14 protein-coding genes are annotated in these 13,921 nt (G+C 54.3%); 2 read left to right on the top strand and 12 right to left on the bottom strand.

Going from position 1 to position 13,921, the window contains the following annotated elements:
- Window positions 1-44: 44 nt before the first annotated feature.
- From fis to ACOTX7_RS08410, 12 genes are all read right to left on the bottom strand, one after another.
- Window positions 45-341, bottom strand: coding sequence for a DNA-binding transcriptional regulator Fis (gene fis, locus ACOTX7_RS08465; RefSeq protein WP_000462905.1), 297 nt, complete (start codon window positions 339-341; stop codon window positions 45-47).
- Between the two features lie 23 nt (window positions 342-364).
- The gene (gene dusB, locus ACOTX7_RS08460; protein ID WP_006812176.1) at window positions 365-1,330 is read right to left on the bottom strand and encodes a tRNA dihydrouridine synthase DusB; all 966 of its coding nucleotides are present in this window, start codon (window positions 1,328-1,330) and stop codon (window positions 365-367) included.
- Between the two features lie 329 nt (window positions 1,331-1,659).
- Complete coding sequence (locus tag ACOTX7_RS08455; protein WP_039274537.1) at window positions 1,660-2,400, bottom strand: carbonic anhydrase; 741 nt, start codon at window positions 2,398-2,400, stop codon at window positions 1,660-1,662.
- A 137-nt stretch (window positions 2,401-2,537) separates the two neighbouring features.
- Complete coding sequence (gene prmA / locus ACOTX7_RS08450) at window positions 2,538-3,419, bottom strand: 50S ribosomal protein L11 methyltransferase (RefSeq protein WP_047354088.1); 882 nt, start codon at window positions 3,417-3,419, stop codon at window positions 2,538-2,540.
- Between the two features lie 11 nt (window positions 3,420-3,430).
- The gene (gene panF / locus ACOTX7_RS08445; protein WP_205924660.1) at window positions 3,431-4,882 is read right to left on the bottom strand and encodes a sodium/pantothenate symporter; all 1,452 of its coding nucleotides are present in this window, start codon (window positions 4,880-4,882) and stop codon (window positions 3,431-3,433) included.
- Window positions 4,872-5,114 carry a YhdT family protein gene (locus tag ACOTX7_RS08440; RefSeq protein ID WP_006812172.1) on the bottom strand — a complete coding sequence of 81 codons (243 nt, stop codon included), beginning with the start codon at window positions 5,112-5,114 and terminating at the stop codon, window positions 4,872-4,874. Before ACOTX7_RS08440 ends, panF begins: the two co-directional genes overlap by 11 nt.
- A 108-nt stretch (window positions 5,115-5,222) precedes the next feature.
- Window positions 5,223-6,572, bottom strand: a complete 1,350-nt coding sequence (accC, locus tag ACOTX7_RS08435; RefSeq protein WP_003860388.1) for an acetyl-CoA carboxylase biotin carboxylase subunit — start codon at window positions 6,570-6,572, stop codon at window positions 5,223-5,225.
- 10 nt (window positions 6,573-6,582) lie between these two features.
- Window positions 6,583-7,047 (bottom strand): acetyl-CoA carboxylase biotin carboxyl carrier protein, encoded by a 465-nt coding sequence (gene accB / locus ACOTX7_RS08430; protein ID WP_003860389.1) that lies wholly within the window; start codon window positions 7,045-7,047, stop codon window positions 6,583-6,585.
- Between the two features lie 21 nt (window positions 7,048-7,068).
- The gene (gene aroQ / locus ACOTX7_RS08425; protein ID WP_006812171.1) at window positions 7,069-7,521 is read right to left on the bottom strand and encodes a type II 3-dehydroquinate dehydratase; all 453 of its coding nucleotides are present in this window, start codon (window positions 7,519-7,521) and stop codon (window positions 7,069-7,071) included.
- Window positions 7,522-7,755: 234 nt separating this feature from the next.
- Window positions 7,756-8,355, bottom strand: coding sequence for a protein-methionine-sulfoxide reductase heme-binding subunit MsrQ (gene msrQ, locus ACOTX7_RS08420; RefSeq protein WP_006812170.1), 600 nt, complete (start codon window positions 8,353-8,355; stop codon window positions 7,756-7,758).
- Window positions 8,356-9,357, bottom strand: a complete 1,002-nt coding sequence (msrP, locus tag ACOTX7_RS08415) for a protein-methionine-sulfoxide reductase catalytic subunit MsrP (RefSeq protein ID WP_047354090.1) — start codon at window positions 9,355-9,357, stop codon at window positions 8,356-8,358.
- 77 nt (window positions 9,358-9,434) lie between these two features.
- Complete coding sequence (locus tag ACOTX7_RS08410) at window positions 9,435-10,409, bottom strand: MDR family oxidoreductase (protein WP_221813307.1); 975 nt, start codon at window positions 10,407-10,409, stop codon at window positions 9,435-9,437.
- A gap of 183 nt (window positions 10,410-10,592) precedes the next feature.
- On the opposite strand from ACOTX7_RS08410, the gene csrD reads away from it, so the two are divergent.
- Both csrD and mreB read left to right on the top strand, forming a co-directional pair.
- Complete coding sequence (gene csrD, locus ACOTX7_RS08405) at window positions 10,593-12,533, top strand: RNase E specificity factor CsrD (protein WP_221256530.1); 1,941 nt, start codon at window positions 10,593-10,595, stop codon at window positions 12,531-12,533.
- 282 nt (window positions 12,534-12,815) lie between these two features.
- Window positions 12,816-13,859: a rod shape-determining protein MreB gene (mreB, locus tag ACOTX7_RS08400; protein WP_000913396.1), complete on the top strand. Its 1,044-nt coding sequence runs from the start codon at window positions 12,816-12,818 to the stop codon at window positions 13,857-13,859.
- The last annotated feature ends 62 nt before the right edge of the window (window positions 13,860-13,921 follow it).

Below are 13,921 nucleotides of genomic sequence, written 5' to 3'. Positions count from 1 at the left end.
ATGCCGGTTAGCGCCTTTTTAAACAAACACTTAACTGATTAGTATCAGTTCATGCCGTATTTTTTCAGTTTCTTACGCAGGGTACCACGGTTGATGCCCATCATCAGGGCAGCGCGAGTTTGATTACCACGGGTGTATTGCATCACCATGTCCAACAGTGGCTGTTCAACTTCAGCCAGTACCAGCTCATACAGGTCATTAACATCCTGACCGTTCAGTTGAGCAAAATAGTTCTTCAGTGCCTGTTTAACCGAGTCACGCAGGGGCTTTTGAGTCACCTGATCCTGAGAGTTAACGGTAGAAACGGTCAGTACGTCAGAATTTACGCGTTGTTCGAACATAGTTCTGTCAGCTCTTTATTTCATTACGCAAGATTTTCGAAGTATGCCTCCAACGCCTCCAGCTGTTCGCTGGCATCCTCAATGGCGTTGAATGTGCGCCGAAACTGGTCATTTGGAGCGTGCTCCTGGAGATACCAGGAGACGTGTTTACGCGCAATTCGGTACCCTTTTGCCTGGCCGTAGTGGTCATGCAGTTCCCGAACATGCGAACAAAGCAAGCGCTTGACCTCTGCCAGAGGCAGCGGGGCAAGCAGCTCCCCAGTGTCCAGATAATGCTGGATTTCCCGAAAGATCCAGGGTCTTCCCTGAGCGGCACGTCCTATCATCAGAGCATCAGCTCCCGTATAGTCGAGCACAGCTCTGGCTTTAAGCGGGTCAGTAATGTCGCCATTCGCGATAATCGGAATGGAAACTTTCTGCTTAACTGCCCGAATGCTGTCGTATTCAGCTTCACCGTTGAACAAACAGGCGCGAGTGCGTCCATGAATGGTCAGGGCCTGAATGCCACAGTCTTCGGCCAGTTGGGCAATCTCTACACAGTTACGGTGTTCCGGCGACCAACCCGTGCGAATCTTCAACGTAACAGGAACGTCCACTGCGCTGACAACCGCCGTCAGGATTGACTTCACCTGGTCGGGGTATTGCAGAAGGGCTGAACCTGCAAGCTTGCGATTCACCTTTTTGGCCGGGCAACCCATATTGATATCAATAATCTGGGCGCCACTTTCCACGTTAATACGCGCGGCATCTGCCATCTCTTCAGGTACGCTTCCGGCAATTTGCACGGTGCGGATACCTGGCTCATCCACGTGCACCATCCGTAGGCGGGACTTATCGCTTTCCCAAACCTGCGGGTTAGACGACATCATCTCGGAAACGGTCAGTCCTGCTCCCATCTCATAGCACAGCGTCCTGAACGGCCGGTCGGTAATACCTGCCATTGGGGCTGCGATCAGGCGATTTCTGAGCTGGTGGTGTCCGATGCGCATGAGTTAAGAAATGACCATACTGTGACTGCAAGGCGGCGTATATTACGCATTTTTTGCACGAGATGAAAGGCCAAACTTTGAACAATCCTCTGCTGTAGATCAAGGAATCGCCAGTCATGCTTTTTGGATAAGATTATTCGCTTTTTAAATCATTGTGTTATGAATAAATGAACATTTTGTGGACGCTTACAATTTCCCGTAACTTCTCATCATTTCTGAATAAATGAATCAATTGTCCGGGATAATCTGCTGCTATAAGCAGCAGATTATGGCGCTTCTTTGCGATCTGCGTCGCATTTCAGCACAGGATATCAGCGTAAAAAATCGGCTTATTCAACCACCAGACGGCCATGAAGTGGCTGAACCGGGCGGCTGTTTTCGTGGTGCATGGTGTGAGTGAATTTTTGCAGTTGTTCGGCAGAGACGGTCAGCGGATGCTTGAGCACCAGCCACGTCACCCCTTCTGAACATGGCGGCGTGGTCAGAGAGCCGCTAAAACGCCAGTAGGTTTTATCCGCGGGCAGTAATTTATTCATATCGAGGGTTGGCTTAATCGTGACGTTCTGGTCAACCTGTCCTGGCATCACGCCCCAGAGCTTATCCAGTTCAGTATTTGCCGCGCCCTGATCGAACATAACGGCAACGACCGTCAGTTCGCCGTCAGCGTTTTTATGGACCAGATGCATTTCCATTGCGTATTTTTTACCGTGCACCGTATTTTCGGATGGCGCATGGAAATGGAACTGCTGTAACGTCCAGCGCTGTTTATCAAGCGTGATGCTGTCGCGTGTATCGGCATTTTCACTCGCCTGGATAGTATGGCCGTTGTTTGTCAGAATGACCGGGCCATCGATATAGTGCGTTTCCAGCGGAGAGATATGGGCTTTGACCGTGTTATCAATGTTAATCGGCGACTGATACATCCCGCTTTTACACGTCTTGTACGCCTCGTCCAGCTCGCCCCAATGTTCCGGCGCGCCTTCCCCTTGATAGCTCCAGTGTGATGCGTAAGCCGAAGCCGAAATTATGCTCAGCGCCAGCAGCGCTGCCTTGCCTGAAATGTGTTTCATCGTATTCTTCCTGTGAATTTTATTATCCAAATCAATGATTAACATTATGATTTGTGCGGTTATTTTATCGAAGAAAGGAAGAGGGCGGGAGAAAAAACCGAAGGGAAAAGGCGTGGTCAGACGACCACGCCAGACGCTTATTTTTTTAGGCCTGTGATGCGACACCACTCTTCTTTCTCGACCACCGGGTCGAGCGCAAAGAGATCGGCGTAGGCTTCACAGACGCTGTCTGCCTGGCTGGCAAGGATACCGGACAGGCCCAGCAGACCGCCTTCAACCGGCAGGACGCTAATTAACGGTGCCAGCTCGCGTAACGGGCCAGCCAGGATATTCGCGACCACCACATCGGCTTTCATGGCCTCTGGCTGTGCATCGGGCAGATACAGCTCAAGGCGATCGGAAACGCCATTACGCTCGGCGTTATCACGGCTGGCCTGAATCGCCTGCGGATCGATATCGATCCCGATGGCTTTTGCCGCACCCAGCTTCAGCGCTGCGATAGCGAGGATCCCGGATCCGCAGCCGAAGTCGATCACGGTTTTGCCTTCCAGATCCAGTCCATCCAGCCATTGCAGGCACAAAGAGGTTGTTGGATGAGTGCCGGTGCCAAACGCCAGACCCGGATCCAGCATCACGTTGACCGCGTTTTCATCGGGAACCTCACGCCAGCTTGGGCAAATCCACAGACGCTGACCAAACTGCATCGGATGGAAGTTGTCCATCCACTCGCGTTCCCAGTCTTTGTCTTCCAGCTGTTCGATTTTATGCGCGAAACCAGCGCCCAGCAGCGGATGGTTTTCCAGAATCGCCACCACCTCTTTCATGTCGGTTTCTGCATCGAACAGGCCGATAACGTCCGTATCACCCCACAGGCGCGTTTCGCCTGGCAGCGGCTCAAAGACCGGCGTGTCATGCGTGTCCTGGAAGGTGATAGAGACCGAACCGGCCTCCATCAGCGCGTCACTCAGTTCTTCGGCGTTTGCGCCGGTTGTGTTCAGTTTTAATTGGATCCACGGCATGGCAAAACTCTTTATTTATCAGTAGAAATCAGGGCAGCTTGTGGCGTCGGGTGACCAAAACGGTTTCCGACCACAAACGCCAGTAAACTTAACAGTAACGAAGGCACGATCGGATGGAAGCCCAGATACTGAATTTTAAACGTGGCGAGAACGGCATACAGGACGCCCCCGACAATCATGCCGCTTAATGCACCTGCGGCATTCGCGCGTTCCCAGTACAGCCCCAGTACCAGCGGCCACAGGAATACGGCTTCCAGCCCGCCAAAGGCGAGCAGGTTCAACCAGATGATCATCTCCGGTGGACGCCACGCGGCCAGCAGCAGCAACGCCCCCAGCACCAGGGTAATCACCGCCGACATGCGCTTCAGGCGTCGTTCATTTTCGACCTGTTCAGGGCGCACATTCAGATAGAGATCTTTAATGATCGTAGCGGAACTTTGCAGCAACTGAGCGTTGATGGTCGACATAATGGCCGCCATGGGGGCGGCGAGGAAAATCCCGGCGGCAAATGGCGGCAGCACTTTTACCATTAGGGTCGGGATGACCAGATCCGGTACGGTAAGGTCAGGGATCACCGCGCGTCCCAGTGCGCCCGCCAGGTGCATACCGAACATCAGGATCGCCACCACAATTGTCCCGATGATGATCCCGCGGTGCACCGCTTTGCTGTCTTTATATGAGATGCAGCGCACGGCGGTATGCGGCAGGCCAATCACCCCAAAGCACACCAGCACCCAGAACGAGGTCATAAAAGTTGGAGAGAGGATGTCATCCGCTCCCTGCGGCGAGACCAGTTTCGGGTCAATCGCTTCCAGGGTTTCAACCGCATGGCTCAGGCCGCCTGCGGCATGCACGATACCCACCAGCAGAACGATCGTGCCAATGAGCATCACCATGCCCTGCAACGTGTCGTTCAGCACGCTGGCGCGGAACCCGCCAAACGCGGTATACAGCGCGATACTCACACCGAAAATGATCAAACCCGTCTCGTAGGGGATCCCGGCAGCCGTTTCCAGCAGCCGTGCGCCGCCGATAAACTGCACCGTCATCGCGCCAATAAACGCCACCAGCAGACTCAGGCTTGCCAGCCATACCAGCAAACGACTCTGATAGCGGGCAAACAGCATATCGTTCAGCGTTACGGCATTGTAGCGACGGGCCAGAATGGCAAACTTTTTACCCAGTATGCCCAGAGAGAGCCAGATGGCAGGCAACTGGATCATAGCCAGCAGTACCCAGCCCAGCCCGTACTTATAAGCGGCGCCGGGGCCACCGATAAACGAGCTGGCGCTGATATACGTGGCGGTCAGCGTCATGGCCAGCACGACGCCGCCCATTGAGCGGCTCCCGAGGAAATACTCGTTCAGAAAGGTGCCGGTCGAACGTTTACGCATCGCATAAATCGACAGGCCAAACACCAGGAACAGATAAGCGATAAGGGGCAGAATGACTTCAAGCTGCATCATCGTCCTCCAGTGAAATATCGCGATAGATAAATTTCACCATCGCCCAGCACAGCACAATAAACACCAGCGGCAGCAGCAGGCAGGCCATTTCAAACCAGTGCGGGAGGCCGGTAATGCCAATCGCCGAATCAGGTAAGTAAGCGGTTACTAACCATGCGACGAGATAGAGAAGGGTCAGCCACAGCGCCCAGCGCGCTTCTTTATGGGCCTGAACAAAACGTTTGTCCATTTTTTGTCCCTTGTGGATGAAGAAAGCGGGGATTGTACATGATGGGGCCTGGCGATCCCCAGAAATAAAAAAGGCCGGATAATCCGGCCTTTTAGCAACACTGGTCTCTTACTTCTCGTTCAGACCGAGTTTTTTCTCCAGGTAGTGGATGTTAGTCCCACCATTCTGGAAGTGCTCGTCGCTCATAATGCGCATCTGGAGATCAACGTTGGTTTTGATCCCGTCGATGATCAGCTCCTGAAGGGCGTTCTTCATGCGGGCAATGGCCACGTCACGGTTTTCGCCGTAGCAGATCAGCTTACCAATCATTGAGTCATAGTACGGCGGTACGGTGTAACCGGCGTAGATATGGGACTCCCAGCGCACACCAAAGCCACCCGGCGCGTGGAAACGCGTGATTTTACCCGGGCTTGGCAGGAAGGTGTTCGGGTCTTCGGCGTTGATACGGCACTCTACCGCATGGCCTTTCACCACAACTTCTTCCTGTTTGATGGACAGCGGCTGACCGGCTGCGATACGCAGCTGCTCTTTGATCAGGTCAACGCCGGTGATCATTTCGGTAACCGGGTGTTCAACCTGAATACGGGTGTTCATCTCAATGAAGTAGAACTCGCCGTTTTCGAACAGGAACTCAAAGGTACCCGCCCCGCGATAGCCGATATCGACACACGCTTTGGCGCAACGCTCACCGATGTAGCGACGCAGTTCCGGCGTAATGCCCGGCGCTGGCGCTTCTTCGACCACTTTCTGGTGACGACGCTGCATGGAGCAGTCACGTTCTGCCAGATAGATCGCGTTACCCTGACCGTCAGCCAGCACCTGAATTTCGATGTGGCGTGGGTTTTCCAGGTATTTTTCCATGTACACCATGTCATTGCTGAAAGCCGCTTTCGCTTCCGCTTTGGTCATGGAGATGGACTGCGCCAGTTCAGCGTCGCTGCGCACAACGCGCATACCGCGACCGCCGCCGCCGCCGGACGCCTTGATGATAACCGGGTAGCCAATGCGTTTAGCATGGGCACGGTTAGCATCCATGTCGTCGGTCAGCGGGCCGTCAGAGCCTGGTACGGTTGGCACGCCGGCTTTTTTCATCGCCGTGATCGCAGACACTTTGTCACCCATCAGGCGAATAGTGTCGGCTTTCGGGCCGATGAAGATAAAGCCAGAGCGTTCTACCTGCTCAGCAAAGTTGGCGTTCTCAGAGAGGAAACCGTAACCCGGGTGAATCGCGACCGCGCCAGTGATTTCGGCGGCGCTGATGATTGCCGGGATGTTCAGATAGCTTTTTACGGACGGAGCCGGACCGATACAGACCGTCTCATCCGCCAGCAATACGTGTTTTAAATCGCGATCCGCGCTTGAGTGCACGGCCACGGTCTTGATGCCCAGTTCTTTACAGGCACGAAGAATACGCAGTGCAATCTCGCCACGGTTGGCGATAACAATTTTATCCAGCATGTTCGCCTCGTTACTCGATGACGACCAGCGGCTCGTCAAATTCTACCGGCTGACCACTTTCGACCAGGATCGCTTTCACAGTACCTGACTTGTCTGCTTCGATCTGGTTCATCATTTTCATGGCTTCAACGATGCACAGGGTATCGCCTACGTTGACTTTCTGACCCACTTCGATGAACGCTTTCGCGTCCGGGCTCGGGGTGCGGTAGAAAGTACCAACCATTGGGGAACGTACGATGTGACCACTGATTTCTGTTGCAGCCGCAGGTGCTGCTTCTGCTGCCGCTGGCGCAACGGCTGCGGAGAGCGCAGGCTGTTGCACTGGCGCAGCGTAAGCTTGCTGCATTACCGGGAAGCTAGCGGCTGGGGCTGCACGGCTGATGCGTACAGACTCTTCGCCTTCAGAAATTTCCAGTTCGGAGATGCCTGATTCTTCAACCAGCTCGATCAGTTTTTTAATCTTACGAATATCCATGAGTGGGTTCCGTACTCTTGTTTAGTGTGATTGTGACAAGCGTTTTACCGCTGTCTGTAAAGCGTATGAATAGCCGTCTGCACCCAGCCCACAAATCACGCCAGCGGCGATATCTGACAGGTAGGAATGGTGACGGAACGGCTCTCGGGCGTGCACGTTACTCAGGTGGATCTCGATAAACGGGATACTCACCGCGAGCAGTGCGTCGCGTATAGCAACACTGGTGTGCGTAAACGCGGCCGGATTGATCAGGATATAGTCCACAGTGTCTTTAGCCTGATGAATACGGTCGATGATTGCGTACTCCGCGTTTGACTGAAAATGGTCCAAATCCACATTCAGCGAAGCTGCTTCCGTACCCAGACGGTTAACAATTTCGTTCAATGTCAGCGTGCCGTACTTCTCTGGCTCACGGGTGCCGAGCATGTTCAGGTTCGGTCCGTTCAATACTAAAATTTGGAATTTGTCAGCCATTGTGCCGCTATCTCCTGCGATTTTCGGGTAAAAAACAACATATACCCTCAACGCGCAATTGTCACCCTTTCAGAGGCCTAAAACCCCTGTCCGGAAAACCGAAGTCGCACATTATAACGATTTCGTAGCATTTGGCAGCTAAATACTGGTCTTATCAGGGAAGATTATCAACCGCTATCCGAAAAAGATTCGCGGTTGATAAGTAATCTGCGGGAAAACGCACAGTTTCGTGAACTATCGCCACCACTGGCGGAACTTCTTGTAACGCCATGCTAAAAGGGCCAGTGCCAGCACGGCGTAGATGACCGGCTGAGGGGATAAAATCTTCACCGACCACAGATAATGGATGGGGGCGAGGATCGCGACAAGATAGACGAAGTTGTGCAGCAGTTGCCAGCGTCGACCCAGTTTTCGCTGCGCGTACTGCGTGGATGTCAGCGTCAGCGCCAGTAACACCAGCCAGCTTACGATACCCAGCGTCAGATAGGGACGCGTCACCAGTTCGCTGCCAAGGAGTGCCAGGTTGTTAATGCCCAGTTCCAGCAGGGCGTAGCTGGTGAGATGCAGCGTCGCCCAGGCAAAACACCATAGCCCCAAAAGCCGACGGGTGCGTATCAATAAGGGCTGTTTAGCGTAGCGCGCCAGCGGTGAGACGAGCAAGGTCGCCAGCAAAAATTTCAGAGCCATCCGACCCGTAAAATGCTGAATATCTTTCGCCGGATCGGCACTGAACTGTCCCTGACTGGCTGCCCAGAAGAGCCAGATAAAAGGGAGCAATCCGGCTAAATGCAGGAGTACCTTCAGCCAGGTTATCTGCTTTGCCGTTAAACGCACTTAGAAGTTCTCCCGTAAATTCAGCCCACGGTAGAGGGACGCCACCTCATCCGCATAGCCGTTAAACAGCAGCGTTGGTTGACGTTTAACATCCAGCGCGCCGCCGGAACCGATAAAACGTTCCGTCGCCTGCGACCAGCGCGGATGGTCAACGTGTGGGTTAACGTTGGCAAAAAAACCATACTCATCGGGTGCCGCCAGGTTCCAGGTGGTGGGTGGACGTTCGCGAGTGAGCTTAATGCTGACGATCGATTTGATGCCCTTGAAACCGTATTTCCACGGTACGGTTAAACGAATGGGCGCCCCGTTTTGCGGCGGCAGCGCTTTGCCGTAAACCCCGACGGTGAGCAGCGTAAGCGGATGCATGGCTTCGTCGAGACGTAATCCTTCTACATAGGGATACTCCAGCCCGCCGCCGATAAACCGATCCTTCTGGCCTGGCATCTCATCCGGGGCGTAGCGCGTCTGGAAGGAAACATACTTCGCGTTGCTGGTAGGCTCAACCAGCGCCAGCAGTTTGTGCAAAGGGAAACCCACCCACGGCACCACCATCGACCAGGCTTCCACACAACGCATCCGGTAAATGCGTTCTTCAAGAGGGAAGCGGGTGGTGAGGTCATGATGATCCAGCGTCAGCGGTTTTGCCACCTCGCCATCTATCTTCAGCGTCCAGGGATCGGTTTTCATGCTCCCGGCGTTGGCGGCAGGATCGGCCTTATCAAGACCAAACTCATAGAAGTTGTTATAGCCGGTGACTTTATCTTCCGGCGTCAGCGTCAGTTTATTCTGCCACTGCGCCGGTTTTGTGAAGGTAAGCGGTGCGCCGGAAGGGGCTTTCGGACGGTCATTGCCCTTAAACCAGTCGAGCAGATCGGCATGGGCCGCAGGGGTGAGGGTCAGGGCAGTGGCGCTGATGCCAAGCATTTTCAGGATCTGGCGGCGCTGTAGCATAAAGACAGACTCAGACGTTACGTCGGCTTCCGTCAGTTTTCGGGTTTTCATGGCATCCTCCGTCAGGCGTTTTTCTAAGCATGACGGAGGAGGAGGGTTAGCGCGAATATGTCACGAAAATTTGAAGATTAGGCGATCTTAACCAGCGCACGACCGTGGAACTGGTTGTCCATGATTTTATTCGCGAACTCTGGCGCCTGGCTCAGGGTAATCTCAGTGGCGCTTCGATCATAGAATGAGGCTGGCAGATCCCGTGCAAGACGTTCCCAGGCCTCTGTACGCCGCTCGGCTGGGGTCATGACCGAATCGACACCCTGGAGACGCACGTTACGCAGAATAAATGGCATCACCGTCGTCGGCAGGGCAAAACCACCCGCGAGACCACAGGCCGCCACGCAGCCACCGTAATTCATTTGCGCCAGCACTTTCGCCAGCACTTTGTCGCCAACGGTATCTACTGCGCCAGCCCAGACCTGTTTTTCCAGCGGGCGGGTCTCGGCGAACTCGTCGCGGCTCAGGATACGGTTTGCGCCCAGCTGACGCAGATAATCATGCGTACTTTCGCGGCCAGAGACGGCGGCGACCTGATACCCCAGCTTGTGCAGCAGCGTGACGGCCGTGCTGCCCACGCCGCCGCTGGCGCCGGTGACGACAATTTCGCCAGAGTCAGGACGGATCCCGGCCTCTTCCAGCGCCATCACGCAGAGCATGGCGGTGAAACCAGCGGTGCCGATGATCATCGCTTTACGACCGTCCAGGTCTTTCGGCATCGGGACCAGCCAGTCACCTTTTACGCGCGCCTGCGCTGCCAGTCCGCCCCAGTGGTTTTCACCCACACCCCAGCCGGTGAGCAGCACCTGCTGTCCGGCGTGAAAACGCGGATCTTCACTGGTATGTACGCGGCCTGCAAAGTCGATTCCTGGCACCATTGGGAAATTTCGGATGATTTTACCTTTTCCCGTAATGGCCAGTGCATCCTTATAGTTCAGGCTGGACCAGTCGATATCCACGGTCACGTCGCCCTCCGGCAGGCGGCTCTCCTCAATGGATTGCACCGAGGCAACGGTTTTGCCGTCCTGCTGTTCTAAGATCAAAGCCTGCATACAGGTCCTCACTAGGTTTGATGATGGGAAAATATGTTCTGAAGACTATACTCGCTCAGTGAAACGCAGTGCCGATTTAACGCAATAAATTGCCAGATACACCAGGTTTGGTAGTATGTCGCATTTAAAATGCAAGTTAGCGCTCACTTGCACCTCTCTTCAACCCACGGAGTAATCTCAAGGATGCGATTAACAACGAAGTTCTCAGCTTTTATCACCTTGCTGACGGGGCTGACCATATTTGTCACGCTAATCGGCTGCTCGCTGAGCTTTTATAATGCCATCCAGGATAAGCTGGTTAACCGTGTTGAATCGGTTGCATCGGTTATCGACACCCGCCTGATTACGACCTCCTTCCCGGCGCTTTCGCGTGAGCTGGATGAGTTAATGGTGCCTGTGGATATTGTGCAGATCGACATTAAACAGGGGAAGCGGACCGTTTTCAGCCATACCCGCCAGGGCAGCTATCGTCCTGCCGGTACGGTAGATCAGTATCGGGACGTAACGGTACACTCACTTAAACATCCGGGTATGACAATCCATCTGATGTACCAGGATCCGATGAGCAACTATTTACGCTCGCTCATGACCACCGCGCCCTTAACCATCGCCGTTGCCTTTATCGTACTGCTGATTTTTCTCGCCGTTCGCTGGCAGCGTCGTCAACTTTCCGGCCAGGAACTGCTGGAAACCCGCTCCGTGCGGATACTGAACGGCGAGCGGGGTCCGCAGGTGCGGGGATCGGTTTATGAATGGCCATCACGCACCAGTAGCGCTCTGGACGTGCTGCTCTCCGAAATTCAGTTTGCCAGCGATCAGCGTAGCCGTATGGACACGTTAATTCGCTCTTACGCCGCGCAGGATAACAAAACGGGCCTCAACAACCGTCTCTTCTTTGATAATCAGCTGGCTACGCTTCTTGATGACCCTGAAAAGGTGGGTACGCATGGCGTGGTAATGATGATTCGTCTGCCCGACTTCGATCTTCTCCGGGATACCTGGGGCCAGCGCGTGGCGGAAGAGAACCTCTTCACGCTGATCAACCTGCTGTCTACCTTTATTATGCGCTACCCCGGTGCGCTACTGGCGCGCTACCACCGCAGTGACTTTGCCGTCTTGCTGCCGCATCGCACCTTAAAGGAGTCCGAAAGTATCGCCAGCCAGTTGCTGAAAGCCGTCGACGCGCTACCCCAGAACAAAATGCTCGACAGAGACGACATGGTGCACATGGGCATCTGTGCCTGGCGCGGCGGTCAGTCGACGGAGCAGGTGATGGAACATGCGGAAGCGGCCACGCGCAACGCCGTCTTACAGGGGGCGAACGGCTGGGCGGTCTATGATGACACGCTGCCGGAGAAAGGGCGCGGCAACGTGCGCTGGCGAACCCTGATTGAACAGATGCTGAGCCGCGGTGGACCGCGCATCTATCAAAAACCGGCGGTCATGAAGAGTGGTCATGTCCATCATCGTGAACTGATGTGCCGTATCTTTGATGGGACCGAAGAGGTTATCTCCGCGGAGTATTTACCGATGGTGCTGCAATTCGGATTGTCCGAAGAGTATGACCGCCAGCAAATTACTCGTCTCATCCCGTTTTTATCGTACTGGCCTGAAGAAAATCTGGCTTTACAGGTGACCGTCGAATCGCTGATCCGCCCGCGCTTCCAGCGCTGGTTACGTGACACGTTAATGCAATGCGAAAAATCGCAACGCAAACGCATTATTTTTGAACTTGCAGAGGCAGATGTAGGTCAACACATCAGCCGGTTGCGCCCGGTGGTGCGTTTAATCAATGCGCTTGGGGCTCGCGTGGCGGTAACCCAGGCGGGTCTGACCCTGGTGAGCACCAGCTGGATCAAAGAGCTGGATGTCGAATTATTGAAGCTGCATCCGGGTCTGGTAAGGAATATTGAAAAACGCACGGAAAACCAGCTGCTGGTACAAAGCCTGGTGGAAGCGTGCAAAGGAACACAAACGCAAGTATTTGCCGCAGGCGTACGTTCACGAAGTGAATGGCAGATGTTGACAGAGCGCGGCGTGACGGGCGGTCAGGGGGATTTTTTTGCCGCCTCTCAGCCGCTTGACACCAATGTGAAAAAATATTTGCAAAGATACTCTGTTTGACCTGCCGTTTACTTTGTTTTCACGTAGAATATCGCGCCTGTAGCTTTGAGTAAGACGAGCATAAAAGCCAGTGAACGACCTTTAGTGGGTTACAAGTGAAAGTGAGGGACGCTGCTGTTTACTCAGCCCTGAGGGATTCAGGGGATGAATTTGTAACAAAGGAAACGTGCTGCACTAATTTTCACCGTAGCAGACTATTTTTGCGCCTTGTCGCTGCTGCGTGTGGTTGGTAAAGTAAGCGGATTTTGTTTTCCGCCCCAGCTTTCAGGATTATCCCTTAGTATGTTGAAAAAATTTCGTGGCATGTTTTCCAATGACCTGTCCATTGACCTGGGTACCGCGAATACCCTTATTTATGTAAAAGGACAAGGCATCGTATTGAATGAGCCTTCCGTTGTGGCCATTCGTCAGGATCGTGCCGGCTCGCCAAAAAGCGTGGCCGCAGTAGGTCATGATGCGAAGCAGATGCTGGGCCGTACGCCGGGCAACATCGCCGCGATCCGCCCAATGAAAGACGGCGTTATTGCTGATTTCTTCGTGACCGAAAAAATGCTTCAGCACTTCATCAAGCAGGTTCACAGCAACAGCTTCATGCGCCCAAGCCCGCGCGTACTGGTGTGTGTGCCGGTTGGCGCAACCCAGGTTGAACGCCGTGCGATCCGTGAATCCGCTCAGGGTGCCGGTGCGCGTGAAGTGTTCCTGATTGAAGAGCCGATGGCTGCGGCAATTGGTGCGGGTCTGCCGGTTTCTGAAGCAACCGGTTCTATGGTGGTGGATATTGGTGGCGGTACCACTGAAGTGGCCGTTATCTCCCTGAACGGTGTGGTTTATTCCTCCTCCGTGCGTATCGGCGGCGACCGTTTCGACGAAGCCATCATCAATTATGTTCGCCGTAACTACGGCTCTCTGATCGGTGAAGCGACCGCAGAGCGCATCAAGCACGAAATCGGTTCTGCTTATCCGGGTGATGAAGTTCGCGAGATCGAAGTTCGCGGTCGTAACCTGGCTGAAGGTGTGCCACGCGGATTCACCCTGAACTCCAACGAAATCCTGGAAGCGTTGCAGGAGCCGCTGACCGGCATCGTGAGCGCGGTGATGGTTGCACTGGAACAGTGCCCGCCAGAGCTGGCCTCCGATATCTCCGAGCGCGGCATGGTGCTGACCGGTGGTGGTGCGCTGCTGCGTAACCTCGACCGCCTGTTAATGGAAGAGACAGGGATTCCTGTCGTAGTTGCAGAAGATCCACTGACTTGCGTCGCCCGTGGTGGTGGCAAGGCGCTGGAAATGATCGACATGCACGGCGGCGACTTGTTTAGCGAAGAGTAGTCGGGTGTGAGAGGGTAGCAATTTGCTACCCTTTCTCTCTGACGCGAGAATACGCATAGCCT

The sequence above is a fragment of the Enterobacter cloacae complex sp. IR5418 genome (genome assembly GCF_049238105.1).
In the GTDB taxonomy this organism is placed as follows: domain Bacteria; phylum Pseudomonadota; class Gammaproteobacteria; order Enterobacterales; family Enterobacteriaceae; genus Enterobacter; species Enterobacter hormaechei.
This window is presented reverse-complemented; position numbering and strand designations above follow the sequence as displayed.

What these genes read in the sequence shown, in the direction of transcription:
- accB (WP_003860389.1), bottom strand. Translation starts at nt 7,047, where the DNA reads ATGGATATTCGTAAGATTAAAAAACTGATCGAGCTGGTTGAAGAATCA.
- accC (WP_003860388.1), bottom strand. Translation starts at nt 6,572, where the DNA reads ATGCTGGATAAAATTGTTATCGCCAACCGTGGCGAGATTGCACTGCGT.
- ACOTX7_RS08440 (WP_006812172.1), bottom strand. Translation starts at nt 5,114, where the DNA reads ATGGACAAACGTTTTGTTCAGGCCCATAAAGAAGCGCGCTGGGCGCTG.
- ACOTX7_RS08410 (WP_221813307.1), bottom strand. Translation starts at nt 10,409, where the DNA reads ATGCAGGCTTTGATCTTAGAACAGCAGGACGGCAAAACCGTTGCCTCG.
- fis (WP_000462905.1), bottom strand. Translation starts at nt 341, where the DNA reads ATGTTCGAACAACGCGTAAATTCTGACGTACTGACCGTTTCTACCGTT.
- dusB (WP_006812176.1), bottom strand. Translation starts at nt 1,330, where the DNA reads ATGCGCATCGGACACCACCAGCTCAGAAATCGCCTGATCGCAGCCCCA.
- ACOTX7_RS08455 (WP_039274537.1), bottom strand. Translation starts at nt 2,400, where the DNA reads ATGAAACACATTTCAGGCAAGGCAGCGCTGCTGGCGCTGAGCATAATT.
- aroQ (WP_006812171.1), bottom strand. Translation starts at nt 7,521, where the DNA reads ATGGCTGACAAATTCCAAATTTTAGTATTGAACGGACCGAACCTGAAC.
- csrD (WP_221256530.1), top strand. Translation starts at nt 10,593, where the DNA reads ATGCGATTAACAACGAAGTTCTCAGCTTTTATCACCTTGCTGACGGGG.
- prmA (WP_047354088.1), bottom strand. Translation starts at nt 3,419, where the DNA reads ATGCCGTGGATCCAATTAAAACTGAACACAACCGGCGCAAACGCCGAA.
- mreB (WP_000913396.1), top strand. Translation starts at nt 12,816, where the DNA reads ATGTTGAAAAAATTTCGTGGCATGTTTTCCAATGACCTGTCCATTGAC.
- panF (WP_205924660.1), bottom strand. Translation starts at nt 4,882, where the DNA reads ATGCAGCTTGAAGTCATTCTGCCCCTTATCGCTTATCTGTTCCTGGTG.
- msrP (WP_047354090.1), bottom strand. Translation starts at nt 9,357, where the DNA reads ATGAAAACCCGAAAACTGACGGAAGCCGACGTAACGTCTGAGTCTGTC.